Genomic DNA, 14,872 nt, shown 5'->3' with positions numbered 1-14,872 from the left:
ATCAGCGGGTTCGTGAGAAGTGGATTCAGGAGAAGAGAGGAGGACAACGGGTGTGTCTCCGGTTTACAGCGGTGCCGTCTGCCGGTGAAACCGGATCGTGAGCCAGATGGACGCGGCGGTGAGGCCGGCCACCAGTCCCCACCAGAGGCCCGGCGCACCGAACCCGAGGTGGACGCCGAACAGGTACCCGAGGGACAGGCCGATGCCCCAGTAGGAGAAAAAGCCGATCACCATCGGCCCCCTGGTGTCCTTCAATCCGCGCAGCGCCTCGGCGGCCGCAATCTGGAGTCCGTCGACCACCTGGAAGATGGCCGCGATACCGATCAACTGGACGGCGAGGGGGATGACGGCAGCGTTTTTCGGGGCATCCATGTCCAGATACAGCGACACAATCCATTCCGGCACCATCAAGAAGACGACCATTGTGATCACCATGAAGGTCGTCGCGATGCTGATGGAGGCGTACCCGGCCCTCCGGGTGGCGGCCCGGTCTTTCCGGCCGGCGGCGTGACCGACCCGGACCTGTCCGGCAATCCCAACGCCCATCGGCACCATGAACGTGAAGGCAGCGCACTGGATGGCAACCTGATGCGCGGCCAGGGACGTTGCCCCGATCGCCCCTACCATGAGGGCCGTGATCATGAACAGGCCGGCTTCGATGCCCCGGGCCACGCCCATCGGCCAGCCGATATCCACCAGTTCGCGGAGCGTCTCCGGGTCGGGAATGCGCAACTTCCCGAAGATCGTGTACTCGCGAAACGGTCTGCGGAGGACGACGAGGAGACCGAGAAGCGCGAACATCGTCCAGAAGACGATAGTGCTAGCCAGCCCGGTACCGACCAGCCCCAGAGCGGGCAGCCCCAGGGAACCGAACATAAGGACGTAGTTGGCACCGGCGTTCAGGCACGCAGCGAAGATGGTGATCAGCGTTACCGGAAGCGGGCGAGCCAATCCTTCTACGAAACTGCGTAGCGCCGTGAACCAGCAGGCCGGCAGAAAGGCCCACATGATCGCCCGCAGGTACGCCGAGGCGCCGTCTACTGCGACATCCGTCTGGCCGAGCAGATGCAAAATGGGCTCGATGAACCAGAGTAGCGTCATTACGGGCACGCTCAGCATGATGCCGAGCCAGAGCCCCTGCCGGACGCTGCGTTCGATCGTGTCTGGCTTCCCTGCCCCGACCGCCTGCGAGACCATCGGGCTGACCGCCTGCACCATCCCGGTACACAGGATGAGCAGGAAGAAGAAGAGCGTGTTGCCCAGCGCGACGCCGGCGAGGGCGTCCGGGCCGAGGCGCCCGACCATCACCGTATCCACGAAGCCCATCGACATCTGCCCGAGCTGAGCGGCGACGACGGGTCCCGCGAGGCGGAGTGTCGGAGGGATTTCGCCCCAGAAGCGGCTCCAGGCCGAGTCCTGCTCGGTGCGTTTTCCGCACGTCGGAGCCGCACCGGTCCGATCCTGCCCGGACGACGCCCCGTCCTGATCGCCAGAAACGCCGGGCGATGCCCCCGTTTCCGCGGGTGAAAAAGCGTCGGGACGATCAGACACGTGGAGGAGGGCTTGTCGAAAACGGGTAAACCGGGAGAACCACTATCGGCGGGCAGAAGAGCCACGGACTCGGGTCGTTGGCGAACCGGGCCGATAGAGCGCCTCCGTGTACGTTCTCGTAAATGCGACGTTCACCGCCCTGCAAGAATATCACGCGACCTGACCCGTCATGGGGCGTCTCCCCGCCCCGTTCGCGTACTCGCACTCGATCGTACGGTTGTGGCAAAGAATCACCGAATCAAGGTCGCCGATGACCTTCCCGTGGGCAGATCCGTTGCCTTTCCGCCTCTGAACACTCATCTTGGGGCTACCGTTGCGTGGACAGCGGGTCGAAACGGCCCGCACTTGCGTTTTCCTCACCTTCCTGACCGGTCATGGCCGAAGACACCTACCTGCTCGACTTTGAAAAACCGCTCTACGAGCTCGAGCAAAAGCTCGCCGAGATGCGCGAGCTGAACAAGGACAATGCCGAGGACCTTTCGAACGAGATCAGCGCGCTCGAGGAGCGTGTGGAACGACTGCGGACGTCGATCTACCGTAACCTGACGCGCTGGCAGCGGGTGCAGATTGCGCGTCACCCGCAGCGCCCGTACACGCTCGATCACATCGAAGCGCTGACGGAGGGCTTCGTTGAACTGCACGGCGACAGAAAATACGCCGACGACCGCGCCATTGTCGGGGGCCTCGCAGAATTCAAGGGGAGTCGCTTCGGCGGGAGCGACCGATCGGTCGTCATTCTCGGGCACCAGAAGGGCCGCGATACGAAGGAACGCAAGTTTCGGCGGTTTGGCATGCCCAACCCGGAAGGCTACCGGAAGGCTGCCCGCCTCATGGAGATGGCGGCGAAGTTCAACAAGCCGGTGATCACGCTCCTCGACACACCCGGAGCATATCCCGGCCTGGAGGCCGAGGAGCGCGGCCAGGCAGAAGCCATCGCCCGCAACCTGATGGAAATGTCCCGACTGCCCGTCCCGATCGTCGTCGTCATTATCGGCGAAGGGGCCTCCGGCGGTGCGCTGGGAATCGGCGTGGGCGACCGCATTCTGATGCTCGAGAACGCCTGGTACTCGGTGATCGCCCCTGAAAGCTGCTCACAGATTCTGTGGCGCTCATGGGATTATAAGGAGGACGCTGCCCGCGCGCTGAAACTCACCGCGACCGACCTGCTCGACGTGGGCATCGTGGATGAGATCGTAGACGAGCCGGTCGGCGGCGCCCATCGCTACCCGGATCAGACGTTTGACCACACGGGCCGCGCCATCGCCTCCGCGCTAGATTCGCTGACGGAATTAGACACGGAAACGCTCCTGGATCAGCGGATCGAGAAACTGGACGGCATCGGGGCCTACTCGACGGAAGCAACGCCGGCATAAGCCGCCTTGAAACGGCTTCTCCGGCCTCTCCACGGTCATTTTCGACGCTGCATGTACACCTATCAGTACGAACACCGCGTTCGGTATCGCGAGTGCGATCCGATGGGGGTCGTCTACCACACCCACTACCTCGATTATTTCGAGGCGGCACGCACCGAAGCCCTCCGGGACCTCGGCGTTCGGTACCGCGACCTGGAACGTAATGGCATCATCATGCCCGTCGTCTCCGCAACGGTCGATTATAAGCAATCGGCCGAGTACGACGACGTCGTCATCGTGGAGGCACAGTTCCCGGAAATGCCCCAGGTACGGGTGCCCATCGACTACGTCGTTCGGCGCGCAGACACCGATACGCTCCTGGCCACGGGCCATACCGATCTTTGCTTCATGAGCGCAGAGCGCCGCCGCCCCGTCCGCATTCCGGAGCCGGTCCGCGAGGCCTTTCTCCCGCACCTCTCTGCGTCGTCCTGACGCATGCGCATCGACGGGCTGCCGGACGGATACGACCATCGGCCCGCACGGCCCAACGACCTCTCCCCTTCCCATCTGTCCTGATGCAACTCCCTCCCTATCTTACCTCCGACGCCCTCGATGACGTGATCCGCCGGTCTCTGGTCGAAGACGTGGGACCGGGGGACGTAACGACGGAGGCGACCGTCGCCCCGGACCGGGAAGGCCGAGCGACCATTCGCGCCAAAGCTCCCGGCGTCGTCGCCGGGCTGGCCGTGGCCGAACGCGTCTTTACCCACGTGAATGCCGGCACTCGATGCCTGTGGTCCGTTGCTGACGGCACCGTTGTCGAACCCGGGGTGGAGATCGGATCGGTGCAAGGTTCGGCGCGGGGACTCCTCGTGGCCGAACGCCTCGCCCTGAACATCCTGCAGCGAATGAGCGGTATCGCCACCGCGACGCGTCACATGGTGAACGCCGCGGCGCCGCATTCGCCCGACATTCTGGACACGCGAAAGACCGCCCCTGGCCTGCGGCGACTCGACAAGTGGGCGGTCCGCCTCGGCGGCGGTACGAATCACCGTGTCGGGCTATACGACCTGATTTTGATCAAGGACAACCACATCGCCGCTGCCGGTGGCGTGCGCCCGGCGCTCGATTCGGCCCGGGACTACTGCACGCAGAACGGCCGCGACGACCTCTACATCGAAATCGAAACGGGGACCCTGGACGAGGTCCGCGCGGTGATCGATCACGGCGGTGCCGATATCATCCTGCTGGACAACATGGCCGCGGCCCGATCGGACGGTTCTGTGGACGTTTCCATGCTGCAGGAGGCCGTTTCACTGGTCGACGATCACTGCCGGACGGAAGCGTCCGGCAACGTCACGCTCGACACCGTGGCGGCCATCGCCTCCACCGGCGTTGACGCCATTTCCTCCGGCGCCCTGACGCATTCGGTAACGGCGCTGGATATCTCCATGCAGATGACGGTGCAGTAGCACGAGCTCGCCCCGTCCGTATTCTTGACCACGCAGCCGCGACCGTCCGGTTGATTCAGATCGACCGCCTGCGGATGGCGTAAACCGTCCGGAAGTAGTCGTTGGCGACCCGGAGACGCAACTGCTTGGCGTGGTCTCCGGATTTGAAGAGAAGACGGCGGACGTCGTCCCAGTTGACCGCCTGATTCTCCCCGGCAAGGTGGCGCGACGCCCACTCGATAAACGTCGGCAGCTGCCCGTTTCGCGCCTCCATCATTTGCGTGAAGCGATCTTCGGGCCAGTCGGTCCGGGCGAGTGCTTCGCCCAGCGGGACCGTCGGATCGTGCAGACCGGCGCACATCGCCATCCCTTTCAGGAGGGCTGCCCAGTTCCGATTCCACTGGCGCTGCCCGATCCACCCCGGGCTGTCGGCCAGTCCGAGCGGGCCGAGGACGCGATGGAGCAATCGCGCGTCCGGTGCATCCAGAGACAAGCCGCGAAGGGCTTCTATCTCTTCGGACGTTAGCCGATCGTCTGCGGACCGAAGCATGGATGCACACGTGGCGATCGCCGCCCCCATGGACTCGTGCCGCTCGGCCGCCGTATCTGAGGCATAATCGGAGCGTGTGGTGTCGGGAGCAGCGGAAATAGTTGAGGAGCGCAGGCTCATGGGGGGCAGGGATGAACCGTTCGAGGAAAGCAATGTCAGCACCGCACGATCGCCGATCACCGGGATCGAAAACGACCCGGCGTGGACGGCGGTACCGGTCCGTTGACCGGCACGAGAGGGGGATGTCGTGCCGCGCACACGTTGCACAGGGGCAGGCCCGATCGTCTCCTTCCAGTCACATCCGTTCCGAATCATATCCGGTAGCGGGACAACGCGGGGGTGCTGTACCTGGTACAGCGACGAGGGCGCGGGGATGACCTCGGGCGTGGGGGGCCTTCGGTATCGTAGACGACACCGAAGCGGAGAACACGACAGCGCAGCGCGGCTACTTCTCGAACGTTACATTTGCGTCAGCAAACACGTCGATCCGGTTGATAGAGCACCCGCTTATGGGCAAAAAAAGAACGGCTGCCTTCCCCGGAAGGAAGGCAGCCGTCATGTTCGCGTACGTCGTTTGCCGGGGCCAGAGCGGCGAGGCGGTAGCTCAGGACGTCGGCAGGTCAGGCTTTTTCACGTTCGTCCCGGCTTCTCCATCTCCAGCCGATTCCGGGAGCTCGTCGGAAACGCCGTCCCCGGCCGCCTCGTCGTCTTCATCCCACTCTTCGATGGCTTTCAGGACGGCATCCACGATCTCGTCTTCATCGACCGTCCCGACCACTTCGCCCCGCTTGAACAGGTGGGCTCGCCCGCGCCCGAGAGAAACGCCAAGGTCCGCCCCCGACGCTTCGCCGGGTCCGTTCACCGCACAACCCATCAGCGCCACGTTCAGGTCCTTATCGAAATTCTGGGCCGCCACGGCTTCTTCCACCTCTTCGACGATCGTGAAGAGATCGCCGACGAGCCGGCCGCATGTCGGGCACGCGATGATGTTGACGCCGGGGCGACCGATACCAAGGGACTTGAGGATGCGGTGGCCAACTTTCACCTCTTCGACGGGGTCCGTCGCGAGGCTAACGCGGATTGTATCGCCAATCCCGTCGGCAAGCAGGGTGCCGATACCGACGGAGCTCTTGACGGTGCCCGTGGCAAGCGATCCGCTTTCCGTGACGCCCAGATGGAGCGGGTACGTCGTCCGCTCCGCGACCATGCGGTACGCTTGAATCATATAGAAGACATCGCTGTGCTTCACCGAAATGACGATGTCTTCAAAGTCGTTCTTCTGGCAGATTTCGACGTGACGCATCGCGCTTTCAAAAAGCGCCTCCGGCTTCGGATAGCCGTACTTGTCCATCAGATCCTTTTCGAGCGACCCCGAGTTCACGCCGATGCGGATCGGAATGCCTTTCTCTTTGGCAGCGAGCAGCACCTCGCGCTCCCACTCGGGCTTTCCGATATTCCCCGGGTTGATTCGCACCTTGGCTACCCCGGCGTCAATCGCCTTAAGGGCGTACTGATGGTTGAAGTGAATGTCCGCAACGATTGGGACACGGCTGCCCTGGACGATGTCGGGGAGGGCGTCGGCATCTTCCGGGCGAGGAACGGCGACGCGAACGACGTCGGCACCGGCATCCGCAAGCCGGTGCACCTCTTCCAGGCAGGTCTCCACCTCGTGCGTTTTCGATACGGTCATGCTTTGCACAGAGATCGGCGCGTTGCCGCCGATCTGTACGTCGCCAACCTGGACGGGGCGGGACTCGCGACGGGGACGTTCCATAGGACAACCAGTCGGTCGATACGGGCGAAGGGGAGGCTACAGGTGGTTATCGTCTGCAATACGGCTCCTTTACAGAAAGGCTCCCAAAAGGGTTTAGCGATTTGGTAAAGGAACGCGGCGTCGACGGAGAGCCGGTCATCAATCCTGTGAAGCTTCGTACAGGGTGCGCTTCTCTTCATCCGTGAGCGCGTCGTACCCCTTCTCGCTGATCTTCTCCAGGATACGGTCAATCTCCTCTTCCCGGGTGGACGTTCGCGTGCTGGTGGAGCCCCCGGAAGGTCGCGCGGCGCTGCTCGACGAGGCAGACGGGGAGGACGGGGATCCGGTGTCGGCCTCCGGGTTGGGATTGCCGCCGAGCCACACCTCCAGCCGTCCGAGAAGCCCGAGCGACTCGTCCTTGCGACGGCCCCGACGACCTGACCGTTTACCAGAACCCTTCCGGAAGATACGCGTCCAGCCGGTAAGGTCGACCCCTCCGCGCTCAGCTTTCGCGAAGAGATATCCGCTGATAGCCCCCCCCCAGTGGGCCGTCAGCGCCACGCTGTTGCTTCCGAGGTTGATGAGGATGTCGATCACGAGAAAGCCGATGACCACCCAGATCAAGCGGACGACGCCGATGAAGAGAAGGGCAATCTGCTTGTACGGGTAGAGAATCGCGACGGCCATCAGCACGCCGAGCACGGAGGCCGAGGCGCCCACGATCGGGACGTTCGGATTTCCAAAAACTCCAAGCGGCATCAACAGCAGCGAGACGAGGCCTCCGCCGACTCCGGCCAGAATGTAGAGCGTCCATGTCCGTTCGGAGCCGTGCATCTCCTCGTACTCCCGGCCAATCCAGAACAGCCACAGCATGTTGAACGCGATGTGCAGCAGACCCCCAAATCCGCCGCTGGTATGCATAAAGTTATACGTGACCAGCTGCCACGGTTGGAGCAGAATATCAGGAAACGTGGCGTGGAGCGCAAAATGATCCAGCATGAACGCCAACCCACCCGGCCAGAGAACGCGGAGAAACTGCGCGAGCACGTAAACGGTCACGTTGATCGCGAGAATCACGCGCAGCGCCGGAGGCTGCCGATAGTACCAGGACTGAAGCTGATTCACGACGGTAGGGGCTTATATGTCGGCCGTCCAGGGAAAATATGCGCGGAAGCGCGAAAATGGAGGATCGAGCGCTCCCGGTCGCAAATGAATAATACCCCGAAGACGGTAGAAGGTTTGTTCGAAAGCACGGGCCGAAGAGGCATAATCGAAGGCCGTGCCCGTCGCTAAAACGACGGGCGAGCGCACCGATCGGTTACCGCGCCGGGCCGTTGACGGTCAGTGGTTCGATCACGGAAAAGCGATCCGGACACAGACCGAAACGCAGGTGGCCAAGCGCCTGCGGCACCTGGCGACCCGAATCAACGCCACATCACGGGGACGTGAGCCGTTGCGGAGACGACCGTGAGCTTCGTAGCCCATACATTTCGGGTGGATGTCCTTGACATGGTATCGACCGTACACCTCGGCTACGGGCGGTGATTCCCCGCTCGCTCCGGGAGAGCGTCACGATGTCGTGTGTTGTATCTCATCGGGCGGCGCGCCATCGGACGGGGGCCGCAGCGACGCGTGGGCCATGCTTCCCACGGGCGCCTCGGCCCGGGCACCGCCGGTCCCACGCCGAAGAACGCGCCTTGCCTCTCTCCGGCCGGAACGGGTCAAGTGCAGCCGGTCGTTCTGTAACGAAATCCAGTCCCGCGTCCGGGCGGCGTCGACGGTCTGCCCCGCGGCGCGCGCCGTCCAGCCAAAGTGCTCCTGCAGGTGCTTCGACCGATTCTCAACCGCTTCGTCGACCGTGCCCTCGTGGTGAAAGAGGTGGACGAGCAGCATTTGAGCGGCGAATTCCCACTGCTGACGCCGACGCCGGCGCCACCGGGCGACCACCCCGCGCTCCGGGGCCAAAAGGAACGATAGCGCGAACGCGAGGCCGACGCATCCGGCCATCGAACCGGCGATCGACACATCGAGCGCGTGCGCCACCCAGTACCCGGCGATCGCGCACACGGCCCCGATGCCCATACTGCCCCCGATCATGACGGGCAATCGATCCGTCAGCAGATACGCAGCGGCCGGTGGTCCCACAAAAAGTGCGATGACGAGAATCGAGCCGACCACGTCGAACGCCGCGACCGCCGTCATCGATACGACGCTCATGAGTCCGTAGTGCAGCCCCCCCGGCAGCAGCCCCAGCGCCGTCGCGAGCGCCGGGTCGAAGGTCGCGCATTTCAGCTCCTTGTAGAAGGCTCCGATGAATGCCGCACCCAGTGCAAGGACGCTCCCGGAGACGTACACGCCCCGGGGACCGAGGTCCACGCCGCCGATCGTGAGCCGATCGAACGGTGCGAATGCGAGTTCGCCGAGCAACACGACGTCCTCGTCGAGGTGAACCCCGCCGGCATAGCGGCTGATGAGGACCACTCCGATGCTGAAGAGGGCCGGGAAAACGAGGCCGATGGCGGCGTCCTCTTTGACCAGACGGGTATCCCGTACGATCTCCACGAGGAAAACGGTGAGGACTCCGGTTGCAGCCGCAGCGACAATCAACAGCGGCGAGCCGAGGTCCTCCGTCAGAAAGAATCCGATGACGATTCCGGGGAGGATGGCGTGACTGATCGCGTCGGTCATCATCCCCATCTTTCGCAGGATGAGAAACGAGCCCGGCAGCGCGCACGCGGCGGCGGTGATGACGGCAACCAGTTGTATGTCGAACTGTGCAGCGGTCATGCAGGGGGTAAAGCGGGTTCGAAGGCGGCGATGGGCGAGGCAGTACTACATGCGCCGCCTCTGGCGCACCCACCGAAAGACGAGGCCGCGATGCGGGGCGAACAGCATGGAGACAGCCACAATAACGGTCGCACAGAGGACGATCGTCGGGCCCGTCGGAAGGTTGGCGGCGGAGCTGCTGATAAGCGCACCGGCGACGCCGGCCGCTGCGCCGAAGCCGGTCGACAGCAGCATCATCACCCCGAGCCGGGCCGTCCACTGACGGGCAGCGGCCGCCGGTGCCACGATCATGGCACTCATCAGGACGACGCCAACGGCCTGCAACCCGATCACGATCGCTATGACCGTGAGCGTCGTGAGGCCAACGTCGACCGCGCGCATTGGAAAGCCGAGACTCTGCCCGAAGGCCTCGTCGAAGGCGAGCAATTTGAACTCTTTCCAGAACAGGGCAACGCCGCTAAGCGCGACGGCTCCGAGCCCGGCCATCGTGATGACGTCCGAGGTGATGAGCGCGGCGGCCTGACCGAACAGGAAGGTGTCGAGCCCGGCCTGCCCGGCATCCGGGAGGCCCTGGATGTACGTCAACAACATCAGGCCCACGCCGAAGAACACCGACAGCACGATCGCGAGCGCGCTGTCGTATTTGACGCGGGATCGCCGAACGACGGTCATGACGGCGAGTGTCGCCAACCACCCGGTCGCTGCTGCGCCGGCCATCAGCACGAGGGGAAGCTTCGACTGCGTGACGAGATAGGCCACGGCAATCCCGGGCAGGGCGGCGTGCGACATGGCGTCGCCGATGAGGCTCTGCCCCCGAAGGAGCGCGTAGACGCCAAGCGCCCCGCTCACGGCCCCCAGCGTCGCTGCCCCCAGCGCCACCGTCCGAAGCGTGTAATCGAGCATGGTTAGGTTCAACGTTCAGCGTTCAAGGTTCAGCGTTCGACGTGCACTCCCCCTCCTCAAACCACACACCCCATCCCCTCTCCCCATCTCCTCCTTTCCCATCTCAATCCTCCTGTGGTGCCGGTGTGCCGCGATAGGTGCGCTGGATGTTATCCTGGGTGAAGACTTCCTCGAGCCGTCCGGCCGCGACGCATCGGACGTTCAGGAGCATGACGGCGTCAAAGTACTCCTCGATCGTCTGAAGGTCGTGGTGGACGACGAGCATGGTGGTGCCATCCTGCTGCAGTTCGCGTAGCAGGTCGATGACTGTGCGTTCGGTGACAGCGTCCACGCCCTGCAGCGGTTCATCCATAAAGTAGAGGTCGGCTTCCTGGACGAGGGCCCGTGCGAGAAACACGCGCTGTTGCTGTCCCCCGGAGAGCTGACTGATCTGTCGGTCCGCGTAGTCGAGCATGCCCACGCGATCCAGAGCCCGACGGGCCTGTTTCCGTTCTCGCTCGCCGGGCCGACGAAACCAGCCGAGGCGGCCGTACAGCCCCATCATCACCACGTCGAGCGCACTCGTCGGAAAGTCCCAGTCGACCGACCCCCGCTGCGGCACGTACCCCACCCGATCGCGGACGTCGTCGTAGGCCTGTCCGAACATGCGCACCTCCCCGGCGGCTGCGTCGATCAGTCCGAGCGCGGCTTTGATGAGGGTCGTCTTACCGGCTCCGTTGGGGCCGACCACCGCCATCAACGTCCCTTCAGGCACGGTCAGGTCGATGTCCCACAGAACCGGCTGCTCGCGGTAGGCGACAGTGAGATCGCGGACGGTAAGCGCAGGCTGAGCGGTCATCCGGCAGATCGGTGGCGTAACGTGAACGATCGAGAGCGTCTACGGGCGGGCGGTAGCGTCAGCGTTCGCGACAGGAGCGGCTGCGAGACCGGTGGTTACCGTCGACATGTTGCTTCGTAGCATGCCGGTGTACGTTCCAGCCGGGGTTCCCGGGCTGCCGAGCGCATCGCCGTACAGCGTGCCACCGATCGCGACACCGAAGCCCTTCGCCCGTACGGCCTCGCGCACGGCTTCAATCCCCCGTCTCGGAACGCTGGACTCGACAAAGATCGCAGGAATGCGGCGCTCCGCAACGAAGGATGCAAGATTCTGAACATCGGCTGTGCCCGCCTCCGTGGCGGTACTGATGCCCTGGAGGCCACGCACGTCGAACCCATAGGCGCGACCGAAATACCGGAACGCATCGTGCGAGGTGATCAGCACGCGTTTATCCTGGGGCACGCGCTGCACCATGGCGTGGAGGGCCTCATCGAGTCGACGGAGCGAGTCGGCATACGTGGCTGCTCGCTTCCGGTAAGCGTCGGCTCGGGCGGTGTCGATCCGTGCGAGTTGATCCGCCAGGTGCTCGGCGGCACGGGTCCACAGCTCAGCGTCCATCCAGACATGTGGGTCGAAGTTTCCGGCGTAATCCGGCGACGACAACAGCATCGAGTCGGGAAACGCATCGGCGGCCAGGGCCGTCGTCGGCTGACCGCGGCGCTTCATTTCCGCAAACACGCTTGTCATTTTCCCCTCCAGATCCAGGCCATTATAAACAATGAGATCGGCCGACGCCATCGCCGTCACATCGCCTTCGCTGGCTTTGTAGAGGTGCGGGTCGACGCCCGGTCCCATCAATCCGTCCACACGAACGGCGTTTCCGCCCACATTTTCAGCAAGATCGGCCAGGATGCTGGTCGTCGCCACCACGCGGACACGACCATCGGCATCGGTGCCCGCCTCCGTAGCGCATCCCGCAAGCACAAAGATGCATGCGACGAGCACGGCGAGCAACGTCGCAACGACCAATCGGCAACGGTCTGTACGAGGCGAAAAGGAAGGCATGGAAACGGTGTTCGAGCGTCGAGGGAAGGATGCCGGGAGGCAGAACGTCCTATTTTAGGCCTGCCTAAAAAAAGTGTTTCCCCAACCGAAATGCGAACGGGCCGTCCGTGTAGTGCCGGAACACGGTAGCACGACGCCTGCATCCCCGGGTATCGGGTCCAACATGATGGGATTGCAAAGCGTCCACGAATCGGGAAATATTCAGGGACACGGGCGTCTATACGGGTGAATGGCGCGAGACCCGAACGCTTTCGTTGATGCGAATCACACAGGGCGTCCGCGGCGGTCGTGCCTCCTCTCCCGTTCGACGGATATCATCGAGCCATGAGTTACGAAGTACAGGATTTTCAGACGGACGTCATCGATGCCAGTTACGACGAGCCGATTCTTGTCGACTTCTGGGCCCCCTGGTGCGGGCCGTGCCGGCAGCTCGGCCCGACGCTGGAAGAACTTGCCGACACCAGCAAGGGGTGGTCGCTCGTAAAAGTGAACACGGACGAGCACCCGACCGCGTCCCGGAAGTACGGCGTCCGAGGCATCCCCAACGTTAAGCTGTTCGTGGACGGCACCGTGGAGGCGGAGTTTACGGGCGCCCTCCCACGTCATGCGGTGCAGAAGTGGTTGGACGAAAACCTGCCGAATGAGACCAAGAACCTCATTCGCGAGGCCCGGCAGGCGCTGGATGACGGCGACGAGGACCAGGCCGTCACGCTCCTCGAAGGGGTCGTTGAGCAGAACGGCGATCATCCGGAAGCGAAGGTCATCATGGCCCGGGCGCTCATTTTTCAGGACCCCGAGCGGGCAGAGATGCTCGCCAATGCCGCCGACGTTGCCGAACCGACGCTCCGCCAGACGCGGGAAGCGGTTCAGACCGTGGCTCATCTCGTCGGTATTGCCAGCACTCCCGATGAATTGCCCGACGACCCGGCCCGAGAGCCGTATCTGAAGGGAGCCCGCGCGCTTGCACAGCAGGACTTTGAGGCCGCAGCCGAGCACCTCATCGAAGCCGTGCAGGTCAATCGCCATTACGACGACGACGGCCCCCGGCGCGGATGCATCGCTCTTTTCACACTCCTCGGGCCGGCCCACGAGGTGACGCAGTCGTACCGACGCAGCTTCGACATGGCGCTTTATTGAAGGGCGAAATGCGAAGGGCGAATGTCGAAGGGTAAAATGCGAATTGGGGAGTGTCGATTTCGAATGTCGTAACGTGGGTGCTCTTTACGAACGAAGCATCAGCCGACGGAAATCCTCTGTGTACATGGCGCCGCCGATGCACTCGCCCTGCAACACCGGCTCGTGGACAAGAGCATCGGGAACCGCCGGTCGGCGAAGATGTCGGCAGCGTCCATGTCACCCCCAGGCTTCAGCACGCGCTCGTCACCAGGTCACGGCTCGCCTGCAGGGACTCGCCGTACCAGGTCTGCCCGCCGGCGTGGACGGTGGGGACGTCTGGGAGATCTGGTACAGGTTTATTCGATGGCGCCGCCGCAGCCGCTTCCCGCGCCCGCCGTACAGCCGTAACAGTGACGCTCGGTCCGAATCGAGTGCTCTTTCCATGCCTGCAGGTCGAAGTCGTCGACTTGCGGCCGCACACCGTTCGGCAGGTCCATCGTCATTTCCAGTTGCTGGTTGAAATCGCAGTCGTAGAGCGTCCCGTCCCACGCCACCGACAGCGTGTTGCGGCACATCAAGCCGGCGATGGTCCCGGGGTTGAATGCGTTTACGAGGCGCTGCATGTAGGCTTCCGTCTGCCCCTTCTCGAGCAACCACTCCAGATAGCGAGACATCGGCATATTGTTGAGCGCAAGCAGGCGGTCGAACGTGACGTCGTGGTTTCGCTGCAGGGCTTCCTTCCATTCTTCCTCGAGGGATGCCTGATTGCCGGCGAGAAACGCGCCGACCGGATTCGTCACGAGCGTCAGTACCCGGTCCGGATCGTCGTAGCCATAGCCTGCTTCGTTGAGGGCGTGCAGCGCCTGGATCGACTTGCGGTAGGTCCCTTCCCCGCGCTGTGCGTCCGTGTTGAACTCCCGGTAGTGCGGTAGCGAGCAGACGACCTCGACACCGCGGTCCGCGAACCACTCGGGGAGGTGCTGATACGGTCGCGTCGTCAGAATCGTGAGATTGCACCGGTCGATCACATCGAGGCCGCGGTCCACACATGCCTCGACGAGATACTCGAAGTGGGGATTCAACTCCGGCGCGCCGCCCGTCAGATCCACCGTATGCGCACCCGAGCGATCGATCGCCCGGAGACACGCGTCGACCGTCTCGCGGTCCATATTTTCCTCCGTCCGGTCCGGCCCGGAGTCGACGTGACAGTGGCGGCACGTCATGTTGCAGAGCTTCCCGAGATTGATCTGGAAAATCTCCAGTTCGTCCGGTCGGAAGTCCTCCCAGCCGGAGGCTGCGAGGTCGGCCTTGAACTTGCCGGTCCCGGTCGGGCCGCCGTCGACATCCACAGCATGAAGGGCACGGAATTGCTCAGACGGGCTCGATAGCGGCTCGCGGCGATACCGCAGGCTGGTGGTCGGCCGTGGGCCGTCCACGCGTTCGGTGTGACCGTCTCCAACGATGACGTCGAGTGGAATAAAGGGTTCTTCAGACATGCGTTAGCGAAGCGAGAGTCGCACAGGCAGG

Annotated in this window: 13 protein-coding genes and 1 pseudogene; 4 read left to right on the top strand and 10 right to left on the bottom strand. The window is 63.6% G+C overall.

Features of this window, described 5'->3' with window-relative positions; all coding sequences use genetic code 11:
• Positions 1-63: 63 nt before the first annotated feature.
• On the bottom strand, positions 64-1,551 hold the full coding sequence (locus ACFCU0_RS02565) for an MATE family efflux transporter (protein WP_434972095.1): 1,488 nt from the start codon (positions 1,549-1,551) through the stop codon (positions 64-66).
• Positions 1,552-1,925: 374 nt separating this feature from the next.
• Here ACFCU0_RS02565 and ACFCU0_RS02560 point away from each other — a divergent pair, with 374 nt between their 5' ends.
• The 3 genes from ACFCU0_RS02560 to nadC all read left to right on the top strand — a co-directional run bounded on the left by ACFCU0_RS02560 (position 1,926) and on the right by nadC (position 4,375).
• The gene (locus tag ACFCU0_RS02560; protein WP_434972094.1) at positions 1,926-2,924 is read left to right on the top strand and encodes an acetyl-CoA carboxylase carboxyltransferase subunit alpha; all 999 of its coding nucleotides are present in this window, start codon (positions 1,926-1,928) and stop codon (positions 2,922-2,924) included.
• 51 nt (positions 2,925-2,975) lie between these two features.
• The gene (locus ACFCU0_RS02555; RefSeq protein ID WP_434972093.1) at positions 2,976-3,395 is read left to right on the top strand and encodes an acyl-CoA thioesterase; all 420 of its coding nucleotides are present in this window, start codon (positions 2,976-2,978) and stop codon (positions 3,393-3,395) included.
• An 83-nt stretch (positions 3,396-3,478) separates the two neighbouring features.
• Positions 3,479-4,375, top strand: coding sequence for a carboxylating nicotinate-nucleotide diphosphorylase (nadC, locus tag ACFCU0_RS02550; RefSeq protein ID WP_434972092.1), 897 nt, complete (start codon positions 3,479-3,481; stop codon positions 4,373-4,375).
• A gap of 55 nt (positions 4,376-4,430) precedes the next feature.
• Here the strand turns inward: nadC and casB are convergent, their stop codons facing one another.
• The 7 genes from casB to ACFCU0_RS02515 form a co-directional block, all read right to left on the bottom strand.
• A complete protein-coding gene (casB, locus tag ACFCU0_RS02545) occupies positions 4,431-5,024 on the bottom strand; it encodes a type I-E CRISPR-associated protein Cse2/CasB (RefSeq protein WP_434972091.1) in 594 nt (197 codons plus the stop codon).
• A gap of 484 nt (positions 5,025-5,508) precedes the next feature.
• Entirely contained in the window at positions 5,509-6,678 is a 1,170-nt protein-coding gene (ispG, locus tag ACFCU0_RS02540; RefSeq protein WP_434972090.1) for a flavodoxin-dependent (E)-4-hydroxy-3-methylbut-2-enyl-diphosphate synthase, read from the bottom strand.
• Positions 6,679-6,816: 138 nt separating this feature from the next.
• A complete protein-coding gene (locus tag ACFCU0_RS02535; protein WP_434972089.1) occupies positions 6,817-7,782 on the bottom strand; it encodes a rhomboid family intramembrane serine protease in 966 nt (321 codons plus the stop codon).
• 444 nt (positions 7,783-8,226) lie between these two features.
• Positions 8,227-9,444 (bottom strand): metal ABC transporter permease, encoded by a 1,218-nt coding sequence (locus ACFCU0_RS02530; protein WP_434972088.1) that lies wholly within the window; start codon positions 9,442-9,444, stop codon positions 8,227-8,229.
• 45 nt (positions 9,445-9,489) lie between these two features.
• Entirely contained in the window at positions 9,490-10,347 is an 858-nt protein-coding gene (locus ACFCU0_RS02525; RefSeq protein WP_434972087.1) for a metal ABC transporter permease, read from the bottom strand.
• 103 nt (positions 10,348-10,450) lie between these two features.
• Positions 10,451-11,185: a metal ABC transporter ATP-binding protein gene (locus ACFCU0_RS02520; RefSeq protein WP_434972086.1), complete on the bottom strand. Its 735-nt coding sequence runs from the start codon at positions 11,183-11,185 to the stop codon at positions 10,451-10,453.
• Positions 11,186-11,224: 39 nt separating this feature from the next.
• Positions 11,225-12,229 (bottom strand): metal ABC transporter solute-binding protein, Zn/Mn family, encoded by a 1,005-nt coding sequence (locus ACFCU0_RS02515; protein WP_434972085.1) that lies wholly within the window; start codon positions 12,227-12,229, stop codon positions 11,225-11,227.
• A gap of 324 nt (positions 12,230-12,553) precedes the next feature.
• Between ACFCU0_RS02515 and ACFCU0_RS02510 the strand changes: the two genes are divergently transcribed.
• On the top strand, positions 12,554-13,366 hold the full coding sequence (locus tag ACFCU0_RS02510) for a tetratricopeptide repeat protein (protein ID WP_434972084.1): 813 nt from the start codon (positions 12,554-12,556) through the stop codon (positions 13,364-13,366).
• Positions 13,367-13,456: 90 nt separating this feature from the next.
• On the opposite strand, the pseudogene ACFCU0_RS02505 reads toward ACFCU0_RS02510, so the two are convergent.
• Positions 13,457-13,605 (bottom strand): annotated as a pseudogene (locus tag ACFCU0_RS02505) (methyltransferase domain-containing protein); the annotation flags it as partial.
• A 96-nt stretch (positions 13,606-13,701) separates the two neighbouring features.
• Positions 13,702-14,841 carry an arsenosugar biosynthesis radical SAM (seleno)protein ArsS gene (gene arsS, locus ACFCU0_RS02500; protein WP_434972083.1) on the bottom strand — a complete coding sequence of 380 codons (1,140 nt, stop codon included), beginning with the start codon at positions 14,839-14,841 and terminating at the stop codon, positions 13,702-13,704.
• Between the last annotated feature and the right edge of the window lie 31 nt (positions 14,842-14,872).

The sequence above is a fragment of the Longibacter sp. genome (assembly GCF_051155795.1).
Taxonomy (GTDB): domain Bacteria; phylum Bacteroidota; class Rhodothermia; order Rhodothermales; family Salinibacteraceae; genus Longibacter.
Note: the sequence above shows the minus strand (reverse complement) of the source record. Positions and strands in the feature narration are given on the sequence as shown.